Origin of the sequence: Pseudomonas sp. RC3H12 (genome assembly GCF_018596375.1) — a bacterium.
Lineage (GTDB): Bacteria > Pseudomonadota > Gammaproteobacteria > Pseudomonadales > Pseudomonadaceae > Aquipseudomonas.
This window is the reverse complement of record NZ_CP075595.1, coordinates 4,098,938-4,125,108: the sequence shown is the minus strand read 5'-3', so window position 1 is coordinate 4,125,108 and position 26,171 is coordinate 4,098,938. Positions and strand designations below refer to the sequence as shown.

Sequence of the window (26,171 nt, the reverse complement as noted above, 5' to 3'; positions counted from 1 at the left end):
ACCAAGGGGGCGGACAGGGATGAGCAGAACATCGAGGATTTTTGCGGTAAGCGTACTGGCACTGGCGGTAACAGGGTGCGCGGTCAAGACCCAACCCATCGACCGCAGTGTCAGCGAGCAGCGGGCGCGGGCGGACCTTGCCAGCATGTTCAAGGGCCAGGAGGCCTTGCACGGGCCGCTGACCCTGCACCAGGCCATGGCTCGTGCGGTCAAGTACAACCTGGAGGCACGCCTCAAGATCATGGAAGAAGCCCTGGCCCAACGCCAGGTCGACCTGGCCACCTTCGACATGCTGCCGCGCATGGCCCTGTCGGCCGGTTACGCCGGGCGCAGCAACGTCAGCGCATCGAGCAGCCAAAGCGTGCTGACCAATACCCAGTCCCTGGAGCCATCGACCTCCCAGGACCGCGACCGCGACGTGGCCGACCTGACCATGGTGTGGAACGTGCTCGACTTCGGTGTCAGCTATGTCAGCGCCAAGCAACAGGGCGATCAGCGCCTGATCGTCCAGGAACGCCGGCGCAAGGTGGTGCAGACCATCATCCAGGACGTGCGCTCGGCCTACTGGCGGGCGGTCGCCGCCGAGCGCCTGCTCAAGCAGATCGACGCGCTGATGGTGCGGGTCGAGCAGGCCCGGGACAACAGCCAGCGCATGGGGGACCAGCGCATCGGCGACCCGATCCAGGCGCTCAACTACCAGCGCTCGTTGATCGAGGCCACCCGCCAGCTGGAGGAACAGCGTCGCGCGCTGTCGCTGGCCAAGACTGAACTGGGCGCGCTGATCAACCTGCCGCCGGGGAGCGAGCTGACCCTCGCCGCCACCGACGACTACAGCGTGCCGGAGCTCAAGGTAGGCCTCGAAGCGCTGGAGCAGCAGGCCCTGGCCACGCGCCCCGAATTGCGCGAGCAGGACTACCAGGCCCGCATCAGCGCCGCCGAGGTGCGCAAGTCGATGCTGCGCATGCTGCCGGGGCTGGAGTTCTCGGCGGGTGGGCACTACGACAGCAACAGCTTCCTGACCAACCAGCACTGGGCCGATTATGGCGTCAAGGTCACCTGGAACCTGTTCAACGTGCTGTCGGGGCCGGCGTCCATCGACGTCGCCAAGGCTGGCGAACAGGTGGTCGAGGCGCGTCGCCAGGCGATGTCGATGGCCATCCTGGCCCAGCTCTACGTGGCCAATGCCAATTACAACGAAGCTCGCCGCCAGTTCGCCACCAGCCAGCAATTGGTCGCCCTTGACCAGCAGATCGTCGAGCAACTGCGCAATCGCCACCAGGCGCAGGGCATTGGCGAGCTGGAGCTGATCCAGGGGGAACTGAATGCGCTGCAGGCCGACCTGCGCCGCGACCTGGCCTATGCCGAGCTGCGCAATAGCTATGGCCAGGTGTTCGCCAGCGCCGGGCTCGACCCGTTGCCACAGACCCTGCCGTCCGGCGAACTCGCCGACATTGCCCAGGCCCTGGGTAATAACGAGGCACGCTGGCAGCGTGGCGATATCGCCCCGGGCAGTTGAGTGCAACCAGCAGGCGCGGGGTCAGCCCGCGCCTACTGCGTTTGGTGCAGTACCCGCTGCTGTACGTACGCCAGCAGTTGCGCCGTTGCTATCGGCAGCGGCACTTGTGCCGTCTCCACCACCAGCTCTGGTCGGTCCGGCACTTCGTAGGGCGCATCGATCCCGGTGAATTCTGGCAGATCTCCCGCCCGGGCGCGGCGATACAGGCCCTTGGGGTCGCGGGCCTCGCAGGTGGCCAGATCAGCCTTGACGTGCACTTCGTGGAAGCCCGCCTTGCAGGCCTGGCGCGCGGTGGCGCGTCCGGCGCGATAGGGTGAGATCAACGCGGTAATGCAGATCAGCCCGGCATCGGCAAACAGCGCCGCCACCTCGGCGGTCCGGCGGATGTTTTCGTGGCGATCCTCGGGCGAGAAACCCAAGTCGGCATTCAGCCCTGTGCGCAGTACATCACCGTCGAGCACGTAGCAGCCATGTCCAAGCTCATGGAGCTCTCGGGCCAGGGCCTGGGCCAGTGTCGACTTTCCCGCGCCGGAGAGTCCGGTAAGCCAGATGACCGCGCCAGCTCGGGCACGTGCTGGTGGATGTTCATCGCTTCCTGCGTGATGCACCTTGGACGTCTCCGAAAGGGGGAGGGCCCGAGTGTACTGCGCGGCGTGGTGGAATGTCAGTGGCCGGGGAACAGCAACTGCGCAACGCCTGGATCGGTCAGCAGGCAGGCGGGGTCATGGCCGATACCCGGCAGTACGTACTGACGATGCGCGAGCGTAATCGACCAGCGCTGGGCAAGAAAAGCCTCGTAGCGCAGGTAGTTGAGTTGCCGCTCGACCCGGTCACGACCCTGGGCCTGGGCTGCACAGCTGCGGTCCATGATCCGGCTGCGGGGGTGGCGGTCGCGTTCGCCGACCAGGTAGGTCACGTCGCGTGCGGCGTAGCGGCTGAGCACCTGGCGGGCATCGAGATGCTGCGTGGCGAAGTAGTCCGGTGCGCCCGGCAGGCCATAGCGGTAACGGTCGTAGTCAGCGCACTGCGCGGCAGGTAAAGGGGCGAAGCCTTCGCCAAGGGGGCGGTTGGCATCCAGGTACAGGTAGGTGGAAGGGCTGGCGACAATGTAGCGCACATGGATGCCAAGGGCGCGCAGCGCCTGGTCGCCCGTGCCGAGCAGCGTATAGCGCTGCAACAGTTGGCCGCCGGCGGAATGGCCGATCAAGGTGATGTCTTCAAGGTGTGGAAATCGATGACGATCGGCAAGGTAGGCGAGAAGGTCGTCTAGCACGGCGAATGCCGAGATGCCGGAGCGTCCGGCCACGGACTCGTGGCCCTGCAACCATTGGCTTTTCAACCACAAGGGCGGAGTGGGCGTTGTCTGGGGATCGTCTTCGCTGAAGAAGCGGGGGGCCAGCAGCAGCGTGTCGTCCTGGGGGAGTCCCGCATTGCCGAGCAGGGTCAGGCCGCTGCGATAGTAGTGGTCGGCATCACGGTGCACGCCATGGAGCACGATCACTGCATGTTGGACCGGCAGGCGGGTGTCGAGCCTGGCATTGGCATAGGTGAAGAAAGGGTAGGGCGCAGGCTTGCCCAGCGCCATCGTCTGCATGGCGTCGCCGGCCCACGTGGGCCAGGTCAGGCAGGCGAGCAGCGCCAGCAGTGCCCGAAAGCCAGAACGTAGGTGATCATTCGGCACCTTGGCGCACTCCTTCTATATAGCGCAGCACTGCGGGCGACTTTTCGAAGCGGCGGTGCACCAGGCTCAGCCATGAACTTGCCTGGGCGTCAGCAATGGGCCGGTAGTTGACCTGGGGCAAACTGATGCGCTGGACCACCGACGCCGGTACCACGGCCACGCCCTGGCCCAGTGACACCAGGGTGAGCACCGCCACCAGGCTGCCCGGTTGCGGCCCCAGGCGGGGGGTGAAACTGCCCTGGCTGGCAATTGCCAGTGTGCCGGAGATCTGCTCGGGCAAGATGAAGATTTCGTCGGCCAGGCGTGAGGCCGGGATGGTCTTCAGTTCGTTGAGGCGCGAGCTGGCCGGCAGCGCCAGGACGAAACCTTCCTGGTGCAGGGCGATGGCATTCAGGCTCTGCGGCAGCTCCATCGGCGAGCGCAAGTAGGCGAGGTCGAGTTGGCCCTCGTCGACAAGAGAGGGGAGCTCGAGCATGGGCACTTCGCGAATGTTCAGCTGTATGCCGGGATAAGCCTGGGCAAACCGACTGACCTGTTGCTGCAGGGTGCCGGAGTAAGCCGCCGAGGCAACGTAGCCGAGTTCGATCCGCCCACTGTCGCCGCGACCGGCACGCTGTGCACCCAACTGTGCGGCGTCGAACTGCTGCACCGCCTGTTCGGCCTCGGTGAGCAAGGCCTGGCCGGCGGCGGTGAGGCTTACCTCGCGCTGGCTGCGCTCGAACAGCCGCACGCCCAGCTCACGCTCCATGTCCTGGATCTGCCGGCTCAGGGTCGGCGGGGCGATGCCCTAGTTGCTCGGCGGCGCGGGTGAAGTGGCCGTGGCGGGCGACGGCAAGGAAGTAGCGGAAGTGACGTATCTCCATGGGGCCTCGTTAGCCAGGCGCTAATGACGCGGGACGTGCTGGCTAACAAGCCGGGCGCCCTGCGGCGTTATGGTTGAGGCAACACTACAAGGCTGGCGTCGTGGCGGTAAAGCGGCGACGACCTGCCTGCTCTCTATAACGGAGCCTTGCCATGCCTGCAGCCGCCTCACCACGCTTCACCCTGTTCACCGCCTCGGCGGTGTGCGCCGTGATCATCCTCGACACCAACATCGTCGCGGTCAGCCTGCCCAGCATTGCCCGCGACCTGTCCGGCTCGTTCAGCGACATCGAATGGGTGGTCAGTGCGTACTTGCTGGCGTTCGCCGCCTGTCTGCTACCCGCTGGCAGCCTGGCCGACCGCTTCGGCAGGCGGCGCATGCTGCTGCTCGGCCTGGCGCTGTTCGGCGCGGCCTCGCTGGCGTGCGGCGCCGCGCCGAGCCTGTTGTTCCTCGATCTGGCCCGAGCAGCCAAGGGCATCGGGGCCGCGTTGTTGCTGACTGCCGCGCTGGCCGCCATCGGCCACCGTTTCCATGCGCCGCAGGAGCGCATGCGGGCCTGGGCTTTCTGGGGCGCGTGCATGGGCGCGACCATCACCTTTGCGCCGCTGCTCGGTGGGCTGATCGCCAGTACCTTGGGCTGGCGCTGGATCTTCTATATCAACCTGCCGCTGGTGATCGTGCTGGCGTTCATGGTCGTACGCAGTATCGAGGAGTCCCGCGACGGTTCGGCGGCGCGGTTCGATCCACTGGGCAGTCTGACTTTCGCCGGTGGCCTGGGCTACCTGATCTGGGCCTTGATCGACGCCAATCGGGTCGGTTGGGATAGCGCCCCCACACTGGGGCGTCTGCTGATCGCCGCGTTCCTGCTTGGCCTGTTCGTGATGGTCGAGCGCAGCCAGGCGCGGCCGATGGTCGACCTCGGCCTGATGCGCAGCGGGCGCTTCATCGGTGCCTTGCTGGGAATGTTCGCCTATGCCGCCTGTGCGCAGGTGATGATGACCTTGCTGCCGTTGTACCTGCAGGGCGGTTTGCAGCTCTCGGCCCTGGCCGCGGGCGCGGGCATGCTGCCATTCGCCGTGGCCATGCTGCTGACGCCTCGGCTGGGCATGCGCATGGCTGCGCGCCTGTCGCCGGCCCAGGTATTCGCATTGGGGTTGGTCCTGGTCGGGGTGGGCAACCTAGCCTGCGCCTGGGCCTCCGGCCAGGGTAGCTATGCCGCGTTCGCCCTGGCCAGTGTCGTGCTGGGCGCCGGAGCCGGACTGCTCAATGGCGATACGCAGAAGAACATCATGGCCTGCGTGCCGCGTGAGCGCACCGGTATGGCTTCGGGGCTGAGCACCACCACGCGCTTTGGGGCCATCGTCCTTGCCATAGGCATTCTCGGCGGCATCCTTGCGGCACGCAGTGGGCAACTGCTGCGCGATGCCCTGGCGATCCAGGCACCTGAGGCGTTGGATGCGGCGGGGGAGATGGCCACGCGGGTGGCGGCGGGGGATCTGCAGGCTGCGTTGGCGTTGCTCGACCCAAGGCTGAGAGAGGTGGCGGCACCACTGGCGCGCCAGGCGCTCATCGGCGGCTTCGAGGCGGTGCTGTGCAGTGCCGGTGTCGCGGCGCTGATCTTTGCGGTGCTAGTGGGGGTACTGCTGAACAAGCCCTTGCCGATCGGGCAGGCTCTTCATCAGCCTGAACCGGACATTGCAAATATATGAAATTAACGGTTGACGGGGTTTCAGATCCCCTTATAATGCGCCCCACTTCCAGCGACATCGGAACGAAAAACTCCTTGAATATCAATGAGTTGATTGTTTGGAAAGGTTCCGGAAGTGCTTCGGTCATCTGATCGGCAGCGGTGAAAAAGGCAGTTGACAGCAGGTTGTAACGCTGTATGATTCGCCTCCCGCTACGAGAGATCGCAGCGAGTCAAGTGTTTGAAGTTGAACGGGTTTCTCGCAAAATACTTCAAAATAAACGCTTGACACGAAATGAGGAAAGCGTAGAATACGCGCCTCGGTTGAGACGAAAAGCGCTTAGCCAACCGCTCTTTAACAAATTGAATCAAGCAATTCGTGTGGGTGCTTGTGAGTATGGACTGATAGTCGCCAAGATTATCAGCATCACAAGTGGCCATGCGAGAAGTCACATAGTCATTTGAGATTGCTGAGCCAAGTTTAGGGTTTCTTAAAAACCCAAGCAGTATTGAACTGAAGAGTTTGATCATGGCTCAGATTGAACGCTGGCGGCAGGCCTAACACATGCAAGTCGAGCGGATGACGGGAGCTTGCTCCTTGATTCAGCGGCGGACGGGTGAGTAATGCCTAGGAATCTGCCTGGTAGTGGGGGACAACGTTTCGAAAGGAACGCTAATACCGCATACGTCCTACGGGAGAAAGCAGGGGACCTTCGGGCCTTGCGCTATCAGATGAGCCTAGGTCGGATTAGCTAGTAGGTGAGGTAATGGCTCACCTAGGCGACGATCCGTAACTGGTCTGAGAGGATGATCAGTCACACTGGAACTGAGACACGGTCCAGACTCCTACGGGAGGCAGCAGTGGGGAATATTGGACAATGGGCGAAAGCCTGATCCAGCCATGCCGCGTGTGTGAAGAAGGTCTTCGGATTGTAAAGCACTTTAAGTTGGGAGGAAGGGCAGTAAGCTAATACCTTGCTGTTTTGACGTTACCGACAGAATAAGCACCGGCTAACTCTGTGCCAGCAGCCGCGGTAATACAGAGGGTGCAAGCGTTAATCGGAATTACTGGGCGTAAAGCGCGCGTAGGTGGTTCGTTAAGTTGGATGTGAAAGCCCCGGGCTCAACCTGGGAACTGCATCCAAAACTGGCGAGCTAGAGTATGGTAGAGGGTGGTGGAATTTCCTGTGTAGCGGTGAAATGCGTAGATATAGGAAGGAACACCAGTGGCGAAGGCGACCACCTGGACTGATACTGACACTGAGGTGCGAAAGCGTGGGGAGCAAACAGGATTAGATACCCTGGTAGTCCACGCCGTAAACGATGTCAACTAGCCGTTGGAATCCTTGAGATTTTAGTGGCGCAGCTAACGCATTAAGTTGACCGCCTGGGGAGTACGGCCGCAAGGTTAAAACTCAAATGAATTGACGGGGGCCCGCACAAGCGGTGGAGCATGTGGTTTAATTCGAAGCAACGCGAAGAACCTTACCAGGCCTTGACATGCAGAGAACTTTCCAGAGATGGATTGGTGCCTTCGGGAACTCTGACACAGGTGCTGCATGGCTGTCGTCAGCTCGTGTCGTGAGATGTTGGGTTAAGTCCCGTAACGAGCGCAACCCTTGTCCTTAGTTACCAGCACGTTATGGTGGGCACTCTAAGGAGACTGCCGGTGACAAACCGGAGGAAGGTGGGGATGACGTCAAGTCATCATGGCCCTTACGGCCTGGGCTACACACGTGCTACAATGGTCGGTACAGAGGGTTGCCAAGCCGCGAGGTGGAGCTAATCTCACAAAACCGATCGTAGTCCGGATCGCAGTCTGCAACTCGACTGCGTGAAGTCGGAATCGCTAGTAATCGCAAATCAGAATGTTGCGGTGAATACGTTCCCGGGCCTTGTACACACCGCCCGTCACACCATGGGAGTGGGTTGCACCAGAAGTAGCTAGTCTAACCTTCGGGAGGACGGTTACCACGGTGTGATTCATGACTGGGGTGAAGTCGTAACAAGGTAGCCGTAGGGGAACCTGCGGCTGGATCACCTCCTTAATCGAAGACATCAGCCTGCTGATGAGCTCCCACACGAATTGCTTGATTCATTGTGTAAAGACGATGCTGTAACGCGACCCTGTTATAGGTCTGTAGCTCAGTTGGTTAGAGCGCACCCCTGATAAGGGTGAGGTCGGCAGTTCAAATCTGCCCAGACCTACCAATTACTTGGTGCGGCTGGTCAAATGGGGCCATAGCTCAGCTGGGAGAGCGCCTGCCTTGCACGCAGGAGGTCAGCGGTTCGATCCCGCTTGGCTCCACCACTCTTTCAGGTTTCGCAGCACTGCTCAGAACTTAGAAATGAACATTCGGCAATGAATGTTGATTTCTGACTTTTGTCAGATCGTTCTTTAAAAATTCGGATATGTGATAGAAATAGACTGAACACCCGTTTCACTGCGGGTGGATCAGGCTAAGGTAAAATTTGTGAGTTCTGCTCGAAAGAGCGACGTGCGAATTTTCGGCGAATGTCGTCTTCACAGTATAACCAGATTGCTTGGGGTTATATGGTCAAGTGAAGAAGCGCATACGGTGGATGCCTTGGCAGTCAGAGGCGATGAAAGACGTGGTAGCCTGCGATAAGCTTTGGGGAGTCGGCAAACAGACTGTGATCCAGAGATCTCTGAATGGGGGAACCCAGCCAGCATAAGCTGGTTATCTTGTACTGAATACATAGGTGCAAGAGGCGAACCAGGGGAACTGAAACATCTAAGTACCCTGAGGAAAAGAAATCAACCGAGATTCCCTTAGTAGTGGCGAGCGAACGGGGACCAGCCCTTAAGCTGGTTTGAGATTAGTGGAACGCTCTGGAAAGTGCGGCCATAGTGGGTGATAGCCCCGTACACGAAAATCTCTTGCCAGTGAAATCGAGTAGGACGGAGCACGAGAAACTTTGTCTGAACATGGGGGGACCATCCTCCAAGGCTAAATACTACTGACTGACCGATAGTGAACCAGTACCGTGAGGGAAAGGCGAAAAGAACCCCGGAGAGGGGAGTGAAATAGAACCTGAAACCGTATGCGTACAAGCAGTGGGAGCCTACTTTGTTAGGTGACTGCGTACCTTTTGTATAATGGGTCAGCGACTTATATTCAGTGGCGAGCTTAACCGAATAGGGGAGGCGTAGCGAAAGCGAGTCTTAATAGGGCGCTTTAGTCGCTGGGTATAGACCCGAAACCGGGCGATCTATCCATGGGCAGGTTGAAGGTTAGGTAACACTGACTGGAGGACCGAACCGACTACCGTTGAAAAGTTAGCGGATGACCTGTGGATCGGAGTGAAAGGCTAATCAAGCTCGGAGATAGCTGGTTCTCCTCGAAAGCTATTTAGGTAGCGCCTCATGTATCACTGTAGGGGGTAGAGCACTGTTTCGGCTAGGGGGTCATCCCGACTTACCAAACCGATGCAAACTCCGAATACCTACAAGTGCCGAGCATGGGAGACACACGGCGGGTGCTAACGTCCGTCGTGAAAAGGGAAACAACCCAGACCGTCAGCTAAGGTCCCAAAGTCATGGTTAAGTGGGAAACGATGTGGGAAGGCTTAGACAGCTAGGAGGTTGGCTTAGAAGCAGCCACCCTTTAAAGAAAGCGTAATAGCTCACTAGTCGAGTCGGCCTGCGCGGAAGATGTAACGGGGCTCAAACCATGCACCGAAGCTACGGGTATCACCTTTAGGTGATGCGGTAGAGGAGCGTTCTGTAAGCCTGTGAAGGTGAGTTGAGAAGCTTGCTGGAGGTATCAGAAGTGCGAATGCTGACATGAGTAACGACAATGCGAGTGAAAAACTCGCACGCCGAAAGACCAAGGTTTCCTGCGCAACGTTAATCGACGCAGGGTTAGTCGGTCCCTAAGGCGAGGCTGAAAAGCGTAGTCGATGGAAAACAGGTTAATATTCCTGTACTTCCAGTTATTGCGATGGAGGGACGGAGAAGGCTAGGCCAGCTTGGCGTTGGTTGTCCAAGTTTAAGGTGGTAGGCTGAGATCTTAGGCAAATCCGGGATCTTAAGGCCGAGAGCTGATGACGAGTGCTCATTAGAGCGCGAAGTGGTTGATGCCATGCTTCCAAGAAAAGCTCCTAAGCTTCAGATAACTGGGAACCGTACCCCAAACCGACACAGGTGGTTAGGTAGAGAATACCAAGGCGCTTGAGAGAACTCGGGTGAAGGAACTAGGCAAAATGGCACCGTAACTTCGGGAGAAGGTGCGCCGGTGAGGGTGAAGCACTTGCTGCGTAAGCCCACGCCGGTCGAAGATACCAGGCCGCTGCGACTGTTTATTAAAAACACAGCACTCTGCAAACACGAAAGTGGACGTATAGGGTGTGACGCCTGCCCGGTGCCGGAAGGTTAATTGATGGGGTTAGCGCAAGCGAAGCTCTTGATCGAAGCCCCGGTAAACGGCGGCCGTAACTATAACGGTCCTAAGGTAGCGAAATTCCTTGTCGGGTAAGTTCCGACCTGCACGAATGGCGTAACGATGGCGGCGCTGTCTCCACCCGAGACTCAGTGAAATTGAAATCGCTGTGAAGATGCAGTGTATCCGCGGCTAGACGGAAAGACCCCGTGAACCTTTACTATAGCTTTGCACTGGACTTTGAGCTTGCTTGTGTAGGATAGGTGGGAGGCTTTGAAGTGGGGACGCCAGTTCTCATGGAGCCATCCTTGAAATACCACCCTGGCAACCTTGAGGTTCTAACTCAGGTCCGTTATCCGGATCGAGGACAGTGTATGGTGGGTAGTTTGACTGGGGCGGTCTCCTCCCAAAGAGTAACGGAGGAGTACGAAGGTGCGCTCAGACCGGTCGGAAATCGGTCGTAGAGTATAAAGGCAAAAGCGCGCTTGACTGCGAGACACACACGTCGAGCAGGTACGAAAGTAGGTCTTAGTGATCCGGTGGTTCTGTATGGAAGGGCCATCGCTCAACGGATAAAAGGTACTCCGGGGATAACAGGCTGATACCGCCCAAGAGTTCATATCGACGGCGGTGTTTGGCACCTCGATGTCGGCTCATCACATCCTGGGGCTGAAGCCGGTCCCAAGGGTATGGCTGTTCGCCATTTAAAGTGGTACGCGAGCTGGGTTTAGAACGTCGTGAGACAGTTCGGTCCCTATCTGCCGTGGACGTTTGAGATTTGAGAGGGGCTGCTCCTAGTACGAGAGGACCGGAGTGGACGAACCTCTGGTGTTCCGGTTGTCACGCCAGTGGCATTGCCGGGTAGCTATGTTCGGAAGAGATAACCGCTGAAAGCATCTAAGCGGGAAACTTGCCTCAAGATGAGATCTCACTGGAGCCTTGAGCTCCCTGAAGGGCCGTCGAAGACTACGACGTTGATAGGTTGGGTGTGTAAGCGCTGTGAGGCGTTGAGCTAACCAATACTAATTGCCCGTGAGGCTTGACCATATAACACCCAAGCAATTTGCGCTGAGGCCAAATTGTGGTGGTGAAGACGAAACGAACCGAAAGTTCGCGACGAACCACACATATCGCATATCCGAATTGGCTGGCATGTCTGCAAAGACGTACTGGCAACCGAATTTCTTGACGACCATAGAGCATTGGAACCACCTGATCCCATCCCGAACTCAGCAGTGAAACGATGCATCGCCGATGGTAGTGTGGGGTTTCCCCATGTGAGAGTAGGTCATCGTCAAGATTCATTTCGCAAAACCCCTATCTGCGCGAGCAGGTAGGGGTTTTGTCTTTGTGCCCGGAAAATCGGCCAGGTCATATCATCAGCAAGCCGGTACCCCCAGGTACTGTCAGTGTGGGAGCAACTGTCTTGAGGGGATTTTTTTAGAAAGATCCTTTCAGACATAGCTTCGCCAGCGACTCCCTCCAGATGGAGTCGCTGGCGAAGCCCGCTATCAGTAACTACCTCTGAGAAATGTCAGGCTGCGGGCGCCTGGGTTTTATGGTCCTTCCATGGCGTACCGTCCCTCAGCATGGCATTCAGCCGCACCAGCAACACGCGCATGCAAGCCACCACGGCTACTTTGGGGCGCTTACCACGCGCTACCAGTGCGTCATACCGGGTCTTGAACTCAGGGACGTGCCTGATCATCACCCAAGCCGCCATGTAGATAACGCCACGAACTTTGTAGCGCCCGCCCTCGATCTTGCGTGGGCCGCTCTTGCTCCCACTGTCCTTGTTGTAGGGCGCCAGCCCCACCAGGGCGGTGATCTTCCGTCCGCTCAGCGTGCCCAGCTCGGGCAAGTAGGCCATCAGCTTGGCAGTCGTAATCAGGCCTACGCCTTTGACTGATGCCAAGTGCTTGGCTTTCTCGCTGTTCAGCGCCTTTGAGGCCTGCGCAAGGTGTTTGTCCAATGCCTTGATCTGAGCGTTGAGAGACGCAATGTGCTCAGTGAAGAAGGTGATTGCTACAGGGGAAGTCGCTTGCTTGATTCGACGTCTGTCATCGTCGCGATGCTCAACGATCTGATCCCGTAGCTTGACCAGCTCGCTCAGCTCATCACGTGCCTGACTGGGCTCGATCTTTGATGGGGATGCAAGATGCTGAGCAAACTTGGCCAGCATCAAGGCATCGATCCTGTCGGTTTTGGCCAGTTGACCTATTGCTTGGGCATAGTCATGAGAGCGTTTGGGGTTGACGCGGACCACATCCAAATCAGCGATGCGTAACGCCTTGAAAACCGCTTTCTCATAGCCCCCCGTAGCCTCGAGCACGATCCGCTCGACCTCAAGCTCGTTCAAGCAGGCAATCAGCTGGGCAATCCCCTCAGGGTCATTCCTCAGCTGGAATGGCTTGGAAAGTTCAGGCCAGAACCCCACGTCCAGGGTCGCTTTCGAAACATCGATACCAACGAAACAGGAAATCATGGCCAAGCCCTCTTACACTGGGAAGTGAGAGCGCTCTGACCTATCCCACGCTTGTGATTTCGAGCTCGCACCTCATCCAACTGTTCGGGCTTCAGGTCAGAGTGAGGGGTGGATGGCGACTATGCTCCCACACGTGCTCTAGGGCACCGCCGGCTTGCAGTCTGCCATCCACCGCTCTCACCCCTTCAGTCTAAGAGCCTTTCAAGACACAAGCCGGCTTGCCGGCGATGCGCCGCGTAAGCGGCGCCCTGAGGCCTACAGCCGCGCAAGCCCGCACCTACACGATTTATACTGCACCCCATACAAACGTTACCCTGGACGCTCAAATGAATTCCTTTGACGACCTGCTAGCCGAAGCCAGTGCTGCAGATGTAACCGGCTGGGGCTTCGACTGGCTGACAGGGCGCGCCTCCGAGCAGCGCCCACCTTGGGGCTACGCCAAGCTCCTTGCACAGCGTCTGGACGGCGTGCACGCGGCGCTGGATCTCGATACCGGCGGCGGGGAGGTGCTAGGTGAGGCTCCACGCTTCCCGCCCCTCATGTGCGCAACTGAAGCCTGGCCACCCAACGCCCGCAAGGCGCAAGAGCGCCTGGGGCCACGCGGCGTTGAAGTCATCGAGGTAGCCCCCGGCACAGCGCTCCCATTCGCCGACGCCTCGTTCGAGCTGGTCACCTCACGCCACCCGGTGAATCCCGACTGGCACGAGATCCATCGCGTCCTCCGACCTGGTGGACATTACTTCGCCCAGCACGTAGGTCCTGCCTCGGCTTTTGAGCTGATCGAGCATTTCCTGGGCCCGTTGCCACGTGAACGGCAAATGCGCGAGCCGCGGGATGAGGTAGTAGCAGCCCAGGCAGCCGGGCTAACGGTGACTGACTTGCGTACAGCCCACTGCCGCATGCTGTTCCATGATGTGGGTGCAGTCGTATGGATTCTTTGCAAATGCGTATGGTGGGTGCCGGACTTCTCTGTGGATAATTACCGCGCTGAGTTGCTGGCCCTGGATAACCAGATGCGGCAGGGGGAGCCTTTTGTCGCGCATTCAACCCGTCATCTCATTGAAGCGAGGCGTTAAGCGGACGCAGGCCGAGGCAGCCGCTATCGTTCGATAGCGGCCATCAACCCTCACATCCCGTTGGCGAACTCCGGATCCTCTATTTCGACGCGCTCCTTCATCCCCCTGAGCGCCCTGGCATATTCGCCCAGTACCTGAAGCGCCCAGTCGGCCCGGCGACGAATGCGCAGGTCTTGCTTGCTGATGCTTTCCGGGCCATTCATCACGTCCTCCACCTGGCGCACGATCAACTGCTGGGGCAGGTTGTAGCTGGATGCCCGCAATTCAGACAGCGGGCAGCTCTCGCCCAGGCCAGAGGACACCCCGACCAGCAGTGCCGGCTTGTGCCCCAACTCTGAGGGGACAAGTTTTCGTGTGCTGCTCGACCGGGTTCGTGCCGAGCTGGAGCAGTACCTGGAGATGCAGGGTGACAGCCGAACACAGATCGCTGCACAGCTCGGCTATAGTGACCCGGCGGCCTATGTCCATGCCCGCAAGCGCTGGCGACCACTCTAGGAAATAGCCCAGCCTTGCTCCGTTCCTACAGTGACCGCGTCGGCTGGTGCTTCATGGAAACTGGGAGAACATCGAGTCGATAAACACCTGGGGCTCGCTCACCGCATCTAGTGTCCACCGATAGTAATGAAGCTCGCGCGAATCAGCAGGCATCACCACCGATCAGTCATACAGCCACGGCTTCAATTCATTCAGGTTGCCAATGACAACCTGCTGCGCCTCTGGCTTCGGATCGAGGTTCTTTGCGTCTATCTGGTAACGCTGCAGCACATACTTGACCAACGCCTGGCGAGTCGGGATCTCGAGCCGGCCGTCGAGCATGCCGTAGTCACCCTCGATGATGGCCCGCTGCACCACATCCAGGCGCGGGTCGGGCTGCAGGATCACCGCAACCTCGGTGTTCCATGCACCGTCTCCCTCGATGCCATTGCCGTTGCTGTCCAGAAGCTCCGGTTCGCCGCGCATGCGGCTGAGCACGAAATCGCGGTAGGCCGCGTTCTTCTCGCAGTAGGCCCGCACATGCCAGCGCATCCCGGTGTGCACCAGGGTGTGTGGCTCGATCAGGCGTATCTCGGGCTCGGGATTGGCCAGCGACACGTACTCCACCTCAAGGCGCAGCCCTTCACGGCACGCCCGCAGCAGCGGCCTGAGGATCTCCGGGCGGATGCTGCGATCCGGTACCTGCAGCATCAGGGTGTGCGCATAGGCGAGCTTCAACCCCTCGATATGCGGCGCCCGCTCGTTGTTCTGCGCCAACAGATCGAGATAGGCGGTGGCGCTCAGGTCGATGAAGCGCGGCGTGAAATGGCGGGTCGGCACATAGCCCTTGATGCGCTTGTCATATGTCAAGTTTCTTGACGCATGCTCACTGATGTAGGTGTTGATGTCTTTCGATGCCTGCTGACGGCTGATGCCAAAGCTCTGCATCAGGTGGCCCGTGGTCAGGCGGCCTTCCCACCAGGCCACGGTTTCGATCAGTCGATAGCGTAGTGCCAGATCCCAGCGAACCTGAGCGATGGATTGCTTGCGTTTCATAGCCCCTCCATGTGTGCCGATACTTTACCTGTATAGGTCAACACTATAGACCTGTAGTCTAACTCTACATATCGTCTGTCTTGCATTGTTTGCATATGGCCATCATCAGGGAGAGGCAACATGAGTGTGTATGACTGGTTGACCACCGGCGCGCTGGGGTTGATTGGGGTGATCCTGTTGGTGCTGCTGGTGCAGTACATGCGCCTGCGGGAGATCTGGATGGGACTGAGTCGCTGCCGGGAAATGCTGCGCTGGGCAAAGATCTTCGAAAGCGAGAATCGCGAACTCAAGCGCAGCCTGCGGGCGCAGCAGCGGCTTACCGCGAACCTCAAGGCGCAGATGGACAGGCTGAACATCAGCCCAAATCTGGAGGAGAAGCACTGATGCCGATTCGCCCGATGCCCTATACGTGGAAATGCCAGGCTTGCAGCTGGTGCAAGACCGTGGCGCCTACCAGCGACGCCTTATTGCCGGAAGAGTGGTACGGCTGCTGCCATCGCTGTGGCGGGACCTTGCGCTGCAAGGTCTGGGGCGGGCCGATAGCGCGAACGCTGGCGAAATGGTGGGTGTCGATACGACCCAAGTGAGCTTGACAGGGATAGTGGCAAAATGCGACTTAACAGATCGAATTGGATCCAGCCGATTAGGGAACGATATGAGTAAGGCTCAAGATTTCTCCAAGCTGTACGCTCGCGTAGCCAGCGACATCGCCACTGCGCTGGACGATGTCGCCAGGCTGGATGTGAGCAACGACAAGGGCAATGCTCACCTGGCCAGCGTAAAGGGCAAACTCGGTGAAATGAAGTCACGCTTCGACGGTGAGATTGCCTATCTGGAAAAGCACGCCGAATGGGAAAATTTCACCATTGCCTTCTTTGGTGAAACCAACGCGGGCAAGAGCACCATCATCGAAAGCCTGCGCATTCTTTTCGAAGAGCAGAAACGCCAGGCACTGATCCAGCGCAATCAGGCGACGGTCAGCGACATCCAGGCGGTGTTCTCGAGCAAGAGCGATGAGCTGATCGAAGAGCTCAGCACCCGGTATGTCAGTTTCTGCGAAGACATTGCCGCGCTCGGCGACGACATCGGTGCGTTGGTCAATCAGACCCAGCGTGATCTGCAGAGTACCCGTCAGCGGCTCGAGGATAGCCAGCAGGACTACAACTACTGCAAAGAGCGGCTGAGCCTGGCAATCAACGACCTCGACGCCACCCGGCAGACCTTGCAGGGCACCGAGGGACGTCTGTCACAAGCTCAGCAGAACCTCGCGCAGACCCAGGGCGAACTGCAGCAAGTCGGCGTGCAACTGCAAGGCGTGCGCGACGACTTCCAGCGCAGCCAGCAGCAACTAGCCGAGCAGGCCAAGCATTTGCAGGCCACCCAGGCACAATTGGGCGAGTGCCAGCGTCAGGCCGAGGTCGACCGTGTCTCGCTGGAGCAGCGGGCAAAAATGAAACTGCTGCTTGGACTGGCAGCCGGCGCGCTGGTGGGTGTCATTGCCGGCGCGCTGGGTTATGCGCAGTTGTTGTAAGCCAGGGGCGTTTGCTCTCACTTCCATACACCGAATGCGGACACACCCATGCGCGAACAACATTCGTTGAGCGAGTTGGTCAGCGACCGGCTGCCCACCCTGCTGAAGCAACAGAAGCAACTCGAACAGATGCAACGCTGCGCTGGTCAGGTCGACGGCGAGATCGTCGGCACCGGCCAGGCCGATTTCACCCAGGACAATGTGATCTACCAGTTCAGCCATCAGGGCAAGCGATTCCAGTTGATCGACGTGCCGGGCATCGAAGGTAACGAGTCCAAGTATGAGGCCATGGTACAGGCCGCCATCGCCAAGGCTCACCTGGTGTTCTATGTGAACGGCACCAACAAGAAGCCCGAAGAAAAGACCGCCCAGAAGATCAAGCATTACCTCAACCGCGATGCGAAGGTGTATGCCATCTGCAACCTGCGCGGCAAGGCCGACTCCTATGAGTTCGACCACGACCGTGAGTCGCTGGAGCGGACGCACAAGGATGCGTTGGCGACCCGCGAACAGACCCGCGAAGTGCTTGAAGGTATTCTCGGCGCCGAACTAGTCAGCGGCTGCCAGAGCCTGCAGGGGTTGCTCGGGTTTACCTCGGTGGCCTTCGACGAGCGCGGGTTGACCAGTATTCACCCCAGCCGTGCCGACCTGCTCAAGTCGCAACGCGCCTACAAGCAGGACTTCATCAGCCAGCAGGCGATGCGCAGCTTCAGCCAGCTGGACAAGCTGCACAAGGTCATCGGCGATGGCTGCGCCAACTTCGAGGTGGACATCGTCGAAAGCAACAAGCGCAAGGTCGTGCGTTTGCTGCAGGACACCGTGAGTGATCTGCGCAAGCAACGCGACGAGCATACGGCGTTTGCCGAGAAGATCGGCGCGGAAGTCAAAGAGTGCCAGGAAGTCATTCGGAAAAGCGTCGAGGACTTCGAGAGCAGCTTCAGTTCCAAGCGCCGCGGTGCCCTGGACCGCTTCTTCAATCAGTTGACCTCCGCGGCGCGCGAGGCGGTCGAAGAACACTTCAGCAACAAGGACGATGTGGCGCGGGTCATCGAGCAGCATGTCGAGGACGGACAGGAGCAACTATCCGAGCGTTTGGAGGAGATCCAGGAGCAGCAGCTCGCCGAGTTGTCGCAGGCTATCGAGCGCGCAGTCAAACGCCTGCAAGAGAACGCCGAGCGCATGAGTTTCCAGCAGCGCTTGAGCGAGGCGGCGAATAGTTCACTGTCGTTGTCCAGCGCCATGGACGCTATCAGTTTCAACATCTCTGATTTTGGTGGCTTTTTGTTGAGCGTCGGCGGTTACGCCCTGAGTGGCTTCGGTATCGGTACCGTATTCCCGGGCATCGGCAATATCGTTGGCGCGATCGTTGGAGGCCTGTTTGGCCTGCTGGCCGCCGGCCTGAGTTACGTTTTCGGAGGCCGTGCCAAGAAGATTGCCGATGCTCAGGAGCAGGTTGCCAAGGCGATCAGAGCAGAGCGCGAAAAGGTGACCGAAACCTTCAAGCGTGACACCAAAGAAATGCTCGCAAAGATCAAGGAACAGATCGAAGGCTCCGTGCTCCGCCAATTGTCGAGCGAGCGCGACAAGATGGACGAAGTCACCGCCTTGTTTGACGAAAAGATCGCCTCTCTCCAGGCGCTGAAAAACCAAGTGGAAGCCAAACCCTATGGAACAATTTAAGCAGTTCAACGCCAGCAAGGCCGAGGTCATCAAGTCGCTCGACAACCTCCAGACACTGGTGGGGGCGCTTGAGACGCTGGGTCTGGATGTGTCCCAGGACATCGAGAAGATCCGCAAGGCCATCGGTGACGTGCAGTCGGACGCTTTGCGCATCGCCCTGTTGGGCGCGTTTTCCGACGGCAAGACCAGCGTCGTGGCCGGCTGGCTCGGCCAGGTCATGAAGGACATGAAGATCGACACCAACGAGTCCTCGGACGCGTTGGCGATCTATCGCCCGGACAACCTGCAGGACCGCTGCGAGATCGTCGACACCCCCGGCTTGTTTGGCGACAAGGAGAAGACCACCGAAAGTGGCGCCCTGGTGCAGTACGGCGATATCACCAAGAACTACATCTCCGAAGCCCATCTGATCTTCTACGTGGTCGACGCCACCAACCCGCTCAAGGAAAGCCACCAGGACATCGTGCGCTGGGTGCTGCGCGACCTCAACAAGTTGAGCTCGACTATCTTCGTCATCAACAAGATGGACGAAGTGGCCGACCTGCGCGACGCCGAGGAGTTCGAGCAGCAAAGCACGATCAAGAAGCACAACCTGCTGGACAAACTGCGCCGCTTTGTCGACCTCAGCGCGGCTGAGCGCGAGGCGATCAACGTGGTGTGCGTGGCTTCCAATCCCAATAGCCGGGGCCTGGATTTCTGGCTGGCGCAGAAGGATCTGTACGACCAGCGCTCGCGGATCGGTGAACTCAAGCAGGTCACCCAGCATGTGCTCGATGGCAGCGGCCGCGAGACCCTGATCCGCAAGACCGGCATCGACGTGGTGCGCGACGTGCTGGGCAAGAAGATTGCCATGGCGCAGGACGAACTGATCCGCTTCAAGCTGCTGGCCGACAACCAGCGCCGCGATTCGGCGCGCATCCAGGAAGACATCGCCGAGGGCAAGCGCAAGGTACTGGCGACGGTCGGCAACCTCTACGAGGAACTGAACAACCTCGAGACCGACCTGCTCAACAGCATCCGCACCCTGCCGCGCGACCAGGTGCGGCCCTTCCTCGAAGCGCAGATCGGCTTCACCAACGACGATATTGGCGAAAAACTGCGTTTTCGCATCGACCACCTGTTCAGCACCGCGTTCAACCAGTCCTCGAGCATCATGAGCGGCATCAGCGCCAAGATCGAACATCAGCTCGACAGCTCTTCGGACTTTGCCGACAGCATCACTGCCTCAGCACTGTCGGCCTCAAGCCGGGCGCTGAGCGCGGTGTCGAAGATCCCCGTCGAGAGCATCAAAAACGGTGTGTTCCTGGCCCGCGAGACCCTCAAGAACCTCACAGGCTATGTCTACAAGTTCAAGCCCTGGGAGGCGACCAAGCTGGCCGCCAACATCAGCCGCTGGGCCGGGCCGATCGGTGCCGGCATCCAGGTTCTGACCGACGTCATCAGCGTCGCCCAGCAGCAGCGGGCGGAGAATGAGCTCAAGCAGTTGCAGGGCGACCTGGCCGAGGTGGTCAAGAGCCACTTTGCCGAGCCGATGAGGTTGCTCAAGGACCCGGAAAAGGTGATGGAGATCTTCGCGCCGCAGATCAAGGCGTTCGAGACAATCCTGGCCGAGCAGGAGGCGAACCTCGAGAACCTGCGCAAGCGCCAGCAACAACTGGCGGAGCTGGAGACGCACCTGAACCAGGCGTTCGACGCGCAGGGCGTGATCGAGGGCGAGTATCGGGTGGTATAACGGTACAGGCCTGGCCGGCCTCAGGGCTGGCCAGGCTGTGCGATGGCGTCAGAGCAAGCCTTCGTTGTTCAGCTTCAGACGCGCATAGAACAGGATCGCGACAACGGGTATCAGCGCCGAATAGCCCGGTTTTACCGCGCTCTTTAGATTGGTCACCGCGGCCTTGATACGTTCGGTCGGGATCAGGTCGCTTAGCGCTGACAGCGCCGAGGCCGAAGCGAGTGCGATTTCCGTGGTGCCGCTCGGCAAGGTCGAATCGCTTTTGCAATACGCAGGCGCAGGCGCCTCGGGCGTCGAGAAGTAAGAGGTCACGGTAAGGCTCGCAGCCAGGGCGTCGACCTGTTCGAAATAGCCTTGCTCGGTCATCGCCTCCAGGTGCTGGACGATATCCTGCCGCGAGGCGAGCAGATGCTTTTCGCCGAATGAAGAGTGGAAGCACTTGCTGATCAGCAGCGCCTCCATTTCCACCACCTGGGCACAGTCGTGCAGCTCGTTCACCAGGCCATAGTGCTGCGCCAGCATGAGCAGGATCTGCACGTACTTGAGGCCCCGGCCCCGTGCCAGGTTAACCAGGCAGTGCCCACCCAGCAGTTGGAGTTCCTGGGTCAACGGGTACAGCGCGGGCTCGGCTTCCAGCTTCGTCCAACTGCTGCTGCGCAGGTGCTTGGCGACTTGACCGCGAATACGGTCGCTGGTCAGTTCGAGCAGGTCGTAGAGCAGGTGGTCGGTGACGACGGGGTCGGGGTCCTTGATGACCGGCTCAGGCTGATTCGAACGCGGCAGGCCGCCGGTGTACCCGTGGAAGCGCGATTTGCGCAGTACCTTCTCCAGGTTCTCCCAGTAGTCGGTATGCCCGAAAGACTTCATGTGCACGTTCATGACGTCTTCGAAGTTGTCGATGGGCCGGCGGCCAATGCTGTCTTCCCCGAGATTCAACTGCAGGATGCGATCATCCTCGGAGTAGGCGTTGTACAGCTTGCACTTGGTGCGTTGCCGGATCGCCTGCGCCTGTTCCGCAGACAGCTCGGCCGCTGCCGCCATCAACAGCACCTCGCCCACTTCCAGGCCTTCGTGGGCGGGCTTGTCCAGTAAGTCGAGCAAGGCACTGACCACGACCCTGCCGCCGAGCGAATGCCCGACCAGATTGACCTTCGACACGTACGGGTGATGTTTGAGCAGGTAGCGCTCCAGTTGCCCGAGCAGCTGTTTGCCCATATCGGTGGCGCGGTTGCGGCTCGAGTTGAAGTGCATGGCGCGATCAATCGCCGCGGCCCCCGCACCGGCCAGCGCGTTGATCCGGGCGAGCGCTGCCACGCCACCGCTGGAGGCACTGTCGAACTGCGCCCAATGGCCGGAAGGCCAGAAGGCGAAGATGTTGATGCAATTGTGCAGGGACGTTGGAATGTACTTGCGCAGTTTGCAGCGGTCTTCCATGTCGTGGCCGGCCGAATAGCCGTGGATGAAGACGTTCGCGACCTCGCCGGAGCGGTGGGGGAGGGTGAGGAATTTGAAGTTGTGGTCCACGCGGTTGGCTTGCCTGAGGTGGAGGGGGGAGGGATGACGGCATTTGGCCCTGTTGCTGTAAACGGCTGTACTTAGTGTGTTTTCGATAGGTCCGTTTGCCTTGGTGGCGATTGAGGTTCACCCTGCACGGTGAACGCGAACAAGGAGTCAATGTGTCGATCCCGGATTTTCAAAGTGTGATGCGTCCAGTGCTGTCTGCTGTCGAGGACGGTATGCCGCTGGCGCTCAGTGAGCTGCGTGAGCGTATTGCAGAGCAGTTCCAGCTGACAGAGGACGAGCGCAAGGAGCGCCTGCCATCAGGCAATCAAACGGTGATCAACAACCGCGTGGGCTGGGCGCGTACGTACTTGAACAAGGCAGGGCTGCTGACCATCCCGGCCAAGGGCATGGTCCAGATTACCGTTCGCGGCCGTGAGGCCTTGATCAGCGGCCCGGCGCGCATCACCGTGCGCTGGCTGAAACAGTTTCCCGAATTTGCCGATTTCCACACCGCCAGACCGCAAGTGGTGAGTGCCCCCGCAATCCCAGACCTGGACGAGGGTGACACGACACCGGACGAGCAATTGAACATTGCCCATCAGGCGCTGCTGCAATCGCTCGAGGAAGAGTTGTTGGCGCAGGTGAGGGCGGCAAGCCCGGGATTTTTTGAGCAGCTAGTGGTCGACCTGATGTTGGCCATGGGATATGGCGGCTCGCGCAAGGAAGCCGGCAAAGCCACCCAGGCCACCAATGATGATGGGATCGACGGCATCATTAAGGAGGACAAGCTCGGCCTGGATGTGATCTACCTGCAAGCCAAGCGTTGGACCAATACGGTGCACCGGCCGGAGATCGACAAGTTCATCGGCGCGTTGACCCGACAGCGGGCGCGCAAGGGGGTGTTCATCACCACTTCGGAGTTTTCGGTGGGGGCGCGGGAAGCGGCGTTGGGGCTGGATATCAAGGTGGTGCTGATCGATGGGGGCGAGCTGGCCAGGTTGATGGTTGAGAATAATCTGGGGGTGAGTGTTAAGCAGGTGTATGAGGTTAAGCAGGTGGATAGTGACTATTTTGCAGGGGAGTGAGGTGGTGTGGTGGAGCCGGGGGAAGTTGAATTGGTTCTGTATATCATTGAATTTTTTAACTAAAATAAATTCAATTTTAGTCTTGGAGTACCAGCTGGAATACCGTCCGGCATTAGAAATGCCGAGATGAGGATTTTTGAAACCAAGAAAAGCTATATCGTACCGACGGGTTGGCGCTATCACATGATGATAATAGTGCTTCGATCATCAGATGACGATGATAGAAAAGGCCTCCCAAAGGGCAAGAACGTATTAATATCGTATACAAGAACGCTGGTTTGTAGATGTGTTTGCTCGCACGAACATCATCCATCAAACCGGCGTTCTTGTTTCTGTTTTTTCCTGAACTCCGTAAAGAACCAAATAAAAGCCTGCATCCCTGACGTAAAGAGGTGATGGATTTGGCCTTGGGGGGCCAGGCTTTACGTGCTAGTTCCATAATTTGTTCCATAGATTGAAGTTCGTACTCAATCTAGCCGCCATTTTTAAAAATGATCTATTTGGGGTGTGTTACATTACCATGCTTTGGGTTTTTACTTAGCAATAAAAACCGCCATTTGGCGGGATGCTGTTCACTTAAAATTGCCAGAGCCACTTTGCGGTCCGAAGTGAGCAGTGTTACGCAATTTTGCGTGGATTTTATGCAGAGATAATATCAGCGCATGAATACTTGGCGCGCTTCAAGTTGTTGTCTCCATTCTCTAACAAGAACAGGAAGTCTATAAAGAACTTCTCGGCCAAAAATTACCTCATCAATATACCCCATGTGCAGCATATCAATGATTCTACACAGGTAAGATCGGCCGCATTCCCACCACGTGAAATAATCATCGACTACTAACATGTGATGCACTCGCTTATGCCCTGCTTGTTCTAATTCGGTGAGTTCCATGCCGTCTAATAGAGATTCGTACACGCCGTCAGCAACACGGCTGCCGAAAGTTGTTGTGTAATAATATTCTTTGATTTCCCATATGGCGATGGGATTAATTACAGCTGGAAATGCGCCGTCTACCCTACGGGACAGTGTTCTCAAAGGCATGCGATTGTGGGTAACGGTTGTCAAACTTCTTGGGTCGTAGTCGCAGTTGTGCGCCCCGATATTTGCTTCAACCAACATATTAACCATGCCAGTAAGGAAGGCATAATTTTTCTTTTCGGCCTTCTGTTTGTTTAGAGGCAATGGGCAACTGGGGTGAAGTTGGTAGTAAAGTTGATTGAAGGCTTCTTCAGCTTGTTCTTTGTTCATCAAGTTTCCACGAACAAAGTTGTTCAATATCTCAGAGCGGTAAGTGAAATAGTCGATCAATACATTGCCAAATTGTGTAAGGTTCCCGTAAGGGTCTTCAATATGGGCTAATGATAAGTCCAGCTTATTGAAAGCATGGTGTAGTTGCTGTCGGTTGGGTATGAGAATGGTTTTGCTGGCTCTGTCTGTGTAACCGACCTCCTGACTAATAGTGCGAACATTGGCCCAAAACTCTCTAGTCTGGCTCAAAAAACGGATATCAGCTTTCAAGATATTTCCTTATAAAATCCATTAATGGTACTCCAATGGCATCGCAAATTTTTTCTAGCTCATATAAATCTAATCGCTGTTCACCGCTCTCGTATTTACTAACAAACGATTGTGTTTCATTGATTCGCTCAGCAAGTTGCGCTTGAGTAATTCCATTCTCAAGACGATATTGGCGAAGAAGTAAGTGATATCTATGAATTTTAGCCATTTACGGAATATAAAATATCTGATAGGATATTCAAAATCAGAATATTGATCATTGCAGGGGGTGGCAAAGTGGGGCAAGTACAGCGAGATTTTTTTGAGACAGAGGAACTGAAACCCCTGCCTCTAAAGTCCAAAGCGTTCAAAAGCCAGCTACTGAAGTGGGTAGGTAATAAGCAAAAACAAGCTGAAGATATTATTAGTTATTTTCCTGAGCGTTATGGCACATATTTCGAGCCGTTTTTGGGGAGTGGGGGCGTCCTCGGAACCTTAAACCCAACCAAGGCTATAGCAAGTGACGTGTTTCCCCCGCTTGTAGAAATTTGGACGGCGTTACATAGTGACAAAGAGTCGCTTAAAAAATGGTATCAGGACCGACATGAGTTAATAGCTGTATTAGGGAAAAAAGAAGCATATAAGAAGGTTCTGGACTCTTATAATTCCACTCCTAACGGTGCTGATCTCGTCTTTATACTTCGCTCCTGCTACGGCGGGGTAGTGAGATTCCGGAAAAAAGATGGTTTTATGTCCACCCCTTGCGGGGCACACAACCCTATGCCGCCTGAAAAATTTTCTCAAAGGGTTGATTTGTGGAGCGAGAGAACAAAAGGTGTTGAGTTCTTCTTATGTGATTTTGAAGAGTCGATGGATAAAGCCAAGCGAGGTGATTTGGTTTATTGCGACCCACCCTACGTTGATAGTCAAGCAATTTTATATGGTGCTCAGTCCTTCTCTCTCAGTCGCTTGCTGAAAAAAATAGATGAATGTAAGCGTCGTGGTGTTTATGTTGCATTGAGTATTGATGGGACGAAGTTTTCCGGAAAGAAGCTATGTGATGTGGATGTGCCTGAAGGATTGTTTGAGCAAGAAGTGTTCATAAATGTTGGTCGTTCAATGCTGAAACGATTTCAAATGGATGGAAAGAGTTTAGAAGGGCATTTGGTTACAGATCGGTTGCTACTGACGTACTAATAAAGTGGCTTGGGCTGATTGTTTATGGGGCTTCGGTAAATCGGTTGTCATGCGGGCATATTAGCCCGCATAAAGTGAGGTTTTTATTGGGGTGGATATGATGATGTCAAAGTGTTTAAGATGAATGGTGACCCGTAAGATATTTATTATTGTTGGCTTGTGGTTTTTAAGTATGAGTTAATTATGCATAATGTGAATCTTAGAAATTCAGTTATCATAGCTGTTAATAGTTATTTAGAGATTCTTGATGGTGAGATTCCAAACGGTGGAATCTACAAGGTTGTTACTGGTGAGGTTGAGCGTGAATTGTTCAGCTTTGTATTTCGGCATTGCGGAGAGAATCAGAGCCTAGCAACGAAAGTACTAGGTATTAGCAGGGCTACATTTCGAAAGAAAATTACGGAATTTGGTCTGATCTGAATGAATTCACCAAGACGTACCGGGCGCACATGGGTAATGTTATTAGATCGCCAGCATATCCATGCGCGGTTGCGGAAAAATGACGAAATTACCATCAGCGGTACCTGTCTACAGAAATAGCGGGAATATGGATGCGCCGTTGTTTGTCTAGGGACAAGCCAAGTACGTGAGATTGGAGCTTTGGAGAATGCTAACAACTAGCCAGTTAGCGACAATTAATGCGCCATTGATACAAATCGATACTAAAACGGTCTAGCGAGGGTGGGGTTGGTCTGGATGAAAGCG

The 26,171-nt window shown here is 57.3% G+C and carries 18 protein-coding genes, 2 tRNA genes, 3 rRNA genes and 1 pseudogene; 15 read left to right on the top strand and 9 right to left on the bottom strand.

All coding sequences use genetic code 11. The annotated features are described in order from the left end of the window. Window positions 1-19 precede the first annotated feature (19 nt). The gene (locus tag KHO27_RS18750; protein ID WP_102684138.1) at window positions 20-1,516 is read left to right on the top strand and encodes a TolC family protein; all 1,497 of its coding nucleotides are present in this window, start codon (window positions 20-22) and stop codon (window positions 1,514-1,516) included. A gap of 32 nt (window positions 1,517-1,548) precedes the next feature. Here KHO27_RS18750 and cysC read toward each other — a convergent pair whose 3' ends face one another. The 3 genes and pseudogenes from cysC to KHO27_RS18735 form a co-directional block, all read right to left on the bottom strand. Continuing rightward, window positions 1,549-2,124: an adenylyl-sulfate kinase gene (cysC, locus tag KHO27_RS18745; RefSeq protein WP_110703110.1), complete on the bottom strand. Its 576-nt coding sequence runs from the start codon at window positions 2,122-2,124 to the stop codon at window positions 1,549-1,551. Between the two features lie 56 nt (window positions 2,125-2,180). Then, window positions 2,181-3,197 carry a hypothetical protein gene (locus KHO27_RS18740; protein ID WP_250888381.1) on the bottom strand — a complete coding sequence of 339 codons (1,017 nt, stop codon included), beginning with the start codon at window positions 3,195-3,197 and terminating at the stop codon, window positions 2,181-2,183. Continuing rightward, window positions 3,187-4,060 (bottom strand): annotated as a pseudogene (locus tag KHO27_RS18735) (LysR family transcriptional regulator). Before KHO27_RS18735 ends, KHO27_RS18740 begins: the two are co-directional and overlap by 11 nt. Before the next feature lie 151 nt (window positions 4,061-4,211). Between KHO27_RS18735 and KHO27_RS18730 the strand changes: the two are divergent. The 6 genes from KHO27_RS18730 to rrf all read left to right on the top strand — a co-directional run bounded on the left by KHO27_RS18730 (window position 4,212) and on the right by rrf (window position 11,449). Beyond that, a complete protein-coding gene (locus KHO27_RS18730; RefSeq protein ID WP_110703106.1) occupies window positions 4,212-5,768 on the top strand; it encodes an MFS transporter in 1,557 nt (518 codons plus the stop codon). 489 nt (window positions 5,769-6,257) lie between these two features. Then, a 16S ribosomal RNA gene (locus tag KHO27_RS18725) occupies window positions 6,258-7,794 on the top strand. 86 nt (window positions 7,795-7,880) lie between these two features. Further along, window positions 7,881-7,957 (top strand) — tRNA-Ile (locus KHO27_RS18720). Between the two features lie 24 nt (window positions 7,958-7,981). Then, window positions 7,982-8,057, top strand: a tRNA-Ala gene (locus KHO27_RS18715). A gap of 245 nt (window positions 8,058-8,302) precedes the next feature. Then, window positions 8,303-11,196 (top strand): 23S ribosomal RNA (locus KHO27_RS18710). A 137-nt stretch (window positions 11,197-11,333) separates the two neighbouring features. Continuing rightward, a 5S ribosomal RNA gene (gene rrf, locus KHO27_RS18705) occupies window positions 11,334-11,449 on the top strand. The 16S, 23S and 5S rRNA genes sit together here with 2 tRNA genes alongside, the layout of an rRNA operon. Window positions 11,450-11,683: 234 nt before the next feature. On the opposite strand, the gene KHO27_RS18700 is transcribed toward rrf, so the two are convergent. Next, on the bottom strand, window positions 11,684-12,634 hold the full coding sequence (locus tag KHO27_RS18700; RefSeq protein ID WP_111533460.1) for an IS110 family transposase: 951 nt from the start codon (window positions 12,632-12,634) through the stop codon (window positions 11,684-11,686). A gap of 326 nt (window positions 12,635-12,960) precedes the next feature. Here KHO27_RS18700 and KHO27_RS18695 point away from each other — a divergent pair, with 326 nt between their 5' ends. Then, entirely contained in the window at window positions 12,961-13,710 is a 750-nt protein-coding gene (locus KHO27_RS18695) for a class I SAM-dependent methyltransferase (RefSeq protein ID WP_214500621.1), read from the top strand. A 50-nt stretch (window positions 13,711-13,760) separates the two neighbouring features. Here the strand turns inward: KHO27_RS18695 and KHO27_RS18690 are convergent, their stop codons facing one another. Both KHO27_RS18690 and KHO27_RS18685 read right to left on the bottom strand, forming a co-directional pair. Beyond that, window positions 13,761-14,042, bottom strand: coding sequence for a hypothetical protein (locus KHO27_RS18690; protein WP_214500620.1), 282 nt, complete (start codon window positions 14,040-14,042; stop codon window positions 13,761-13,763). Between the two features lie 325 nt (window positions 14,043-14,367). Next, window positions 14,368-15,240 (bottom strand): helix-turn-helix transcriptional regulator, encoded by an 873-nt coding sequence (locus tag KHO27_RS18685; protein ID WP_214500619.1) that lies wholly within the window; start codon window positions 15,238-15,240, stop codon window positions 14,368-14,370. A 120-nt stretch (window positions 15,241-15,360) separates the two neighbouring features. Here KHO27_RS18685 and KHO27_RS18680 point away from each other — a divergent pair, with 120 nt between their 5' ends. The 4 genes from KHO27_RS18680 (at window position 15,361) to KHO27_RS18665 (ending at window position 20,183) form a co-directional block, all read left to right on the top strand. After that, window positions 15,361-15,624: a hypothetical protein gene (locus KHO27_RS18680; RefSeq protein WP_214500618.1), complete on the top strand. Its 264-nt coding sequence runs from the start codon at window positions 15,361-15,363 to the stop codon at window positions 15,622-15,624. 271 nt (window positions 15,625-15,895) lie between these two features. Further along, entirely contained in the window at window positions 15,896-16,771 is an 876-nt protein-coding gene (locus KHO27_RS18675; protein ID WP_198754726.1) for a putative GTPase, read from the top strand. Between the two features lie 48 nt (window positions 16,772-16,819). Beyond that, window positions 16,820-18,451 (top strand): GTPase, encoded by a 1,632-nt coding sequence (locus tag KHO27_RS18670; RefSeq protein ID WP_214500617.1) that lies wholly within the window; start codon window positions 16,820-16,822, stop codon window positions 18,449-18,451. Continuing rightward, on the top strand, window positions 18,438-20,183 hold the full coding sequence (locus KHO27_RS18665; RefSeq protein WP_214500616.1) for a LeoA/HP0731 family dynamin-like GTPase: 1,746 nt from the start codon (window positions 18,438-18,440) through the stop codon (window positions 20,181-20,183). Before KHO27_RS18670 ends, KHO27_RS18665 begins: the two co-directional genes overlap by 14 nt. Before the next feature lie 48 nt (window positions 20,184-20,231). Here the strand turns inward: KHO27_RS18665 and KHO27_RS18660 are convergent, their stop codons facing one another. Beyond that, on the bottom strand, window positions 20,232-21,707 hold the full coding sequence (locus KHO27_RS18660) for a DUF726 domain-containing protein (protein WP_214500615.1): 1,476 nt from the start codon (window positions 21,705-21,707) through the stop codon (window positions 20,232-20,234). A gap of 152 nt (window positions 21,708-21,859) precedes the next feature. Between KHO27_RS18660 and KHO27_RS18655 the strand changes: the two genes are divergently transcribed. After that, window positions 21,860-22,771: a restriction endonuclease gene (locus KHO27_RS18655; protein ID WP_214500614.1), complete on the top strand. Its 912-nt coding sequence runs from the start codon at window positions 21,860-21,862 to the stop codon at window positions 22,769-22,771. Between the two features lie 655 nt (window positions 22,772-23,426). Here KHO27_RS18655 and KHO27_RS18650 read toward each other — a convergent pair. Beyond that, window positions 23,427-24,290 carry a DUF7687 domain-containing protein gene (locus tag KHO27_RS18650; RefSeq protein WP_214500613.1) on the bottom strand — a complete coding sequence of 288 codons (864 nt, stop codon included), beginning with the start codon at window positions 24,288-24,290 and terminating at the stop codon, window positions 23,427-23,429. Beyond that, window positions 24,280-24,498 carry a helix-turn-helix domain-containing protein gene (locus KHO27_RS26415; protein ID WP_052022139.1) on the bottom strand — a complete coding sequence of 73 codons (219 nt, stop codon included), beginning with the start codon at window positions 24,496-24,498 and terminating at the stop codon, window positions 24,280-24,282. Before KHO27_RS26415 ends, KHO27_RS18650 begins: the two co-directional genes overlap by 11 nt. Before the next feature lie 68 nt (window positions 24,499-24,566). On the opposite strand from KHO27_RS26415, the gene KHO27_RS18640 reads away from it, so the two are divergent. Together KHO27_RS18640 and KHO27_RS26410 are read left to right on the top strand one after the other, a co-directional pair. Then, window positions 24,567-25,466 (top strand): DNA adenine methylase, encoded by a 900-nt coding sequence (locus tag KHO27_RS18640; protein WP_250888380.1) that lies wholly within the window; start codon window positions 24,567-24,569, stop codon window positions 25,464-25,466. Window positions 25,467-25,649: 183 nt separating this feature from the next. After that, window positions 25,650-25,886 carry a helix-turn-helix domain-containing protein gene (locus KHO27_RS26410; RefSeq protein ID WP_214500612.1) on the top strand — a complete coding sequence of 79 codons (237 nt, stop codon included), beginning with the start codon at window positions 25,650-25,652 and terminating at the stop codon, window positions 25,884-25,886. Window positions 25,887-26,171: the final 285 nt, after the last annotated feature.

What these genes read in the sequence shown, in the direction of transcription:
- KHO27_RS18750 (WP_102684138.1), top strand. Translation starts at nt 20, where the DNA reads ATGAGCAGAACATCGAGGATTTTTGCGGTAAGCGTACTGGCACTGGCG.
- KHO27_RS18730 (WP_110703106.1), top strand. Translation starts at nt 4,212, where the DNA reads ATGCCTGCAGCCGCCTCACCACGCTTCACCCTGTTCACCGCCTCGGCG.
- KHO27_RS18700 (WP_111533460.1), bottom strand. Translation starts at nt 12,634, where the DNA reads ATGATTTCCTGTTTCGTTGGTATCGATGTTTCGAAAGCGACCCTGGAC.
- KHO27_RS18695 (WP_214500621.1), top strand. Translation starts at nt 12,961, where the DNA reads ATGAATTCCTTTGACGACCTGCTAGCCGAAGCCAGTGCTGCAGATGTA.
- KHO27_RS18685 (WP_214500619.1), bottom strand. Translation starts at nt 15,240, where the DNA reads ATGAAACGCAAGCAATCCATCGCTCAGGTTCGCTGGGATCTGGCACTA.
- KHO27_RS18680 (WP_214500618.1), top strand. Translation starts at nt 15,361, where the DNA reads ATGAGTGTGTATGACTGGTTGACCACCGGCGCGCTGGGGTTGATTGGG.
- KHO27_RS18675 (WP_198754726.1), top strand. Translation starts at nt 15,896, where the DNA reads ATGAGTAAGGCTCAAGATTTCTCCAAGCTGTACGCTCGCGTAGCCAGC.
- KHO27_RS18670 (WP_214500617.1), top strand. Translation starts at nt 16,820, where the DNA reads ATGCGCGAACAACATTCGTTGAGCGAGTTGGTCAGCGACCGGCTGCCC.
- KHO27_RS18665 (WP_214500616.1), top strand. Translation starts at nt 18,438, where the DNA reads ATGGAACAATTTAAGCAGTTCAACGCCAGCAAGGCCGAGGTCATCAAG.
- KHO27_RS26415 (WP_052022139.1), bottom strand. Translation starts at nt 24,498, where the DNA reads ATGGCTAAAATTCATAGATATCACTTACTTCTTCGCCAATATCGTCTT.
- KHO27_RS26410 (WP_214500612.1), top strand. Translation starts at nt 25,650, where the DNA reads ATGCATAATGTGAATCTTAGAAATTCAGTTATCATAGCTGTTAATAGT.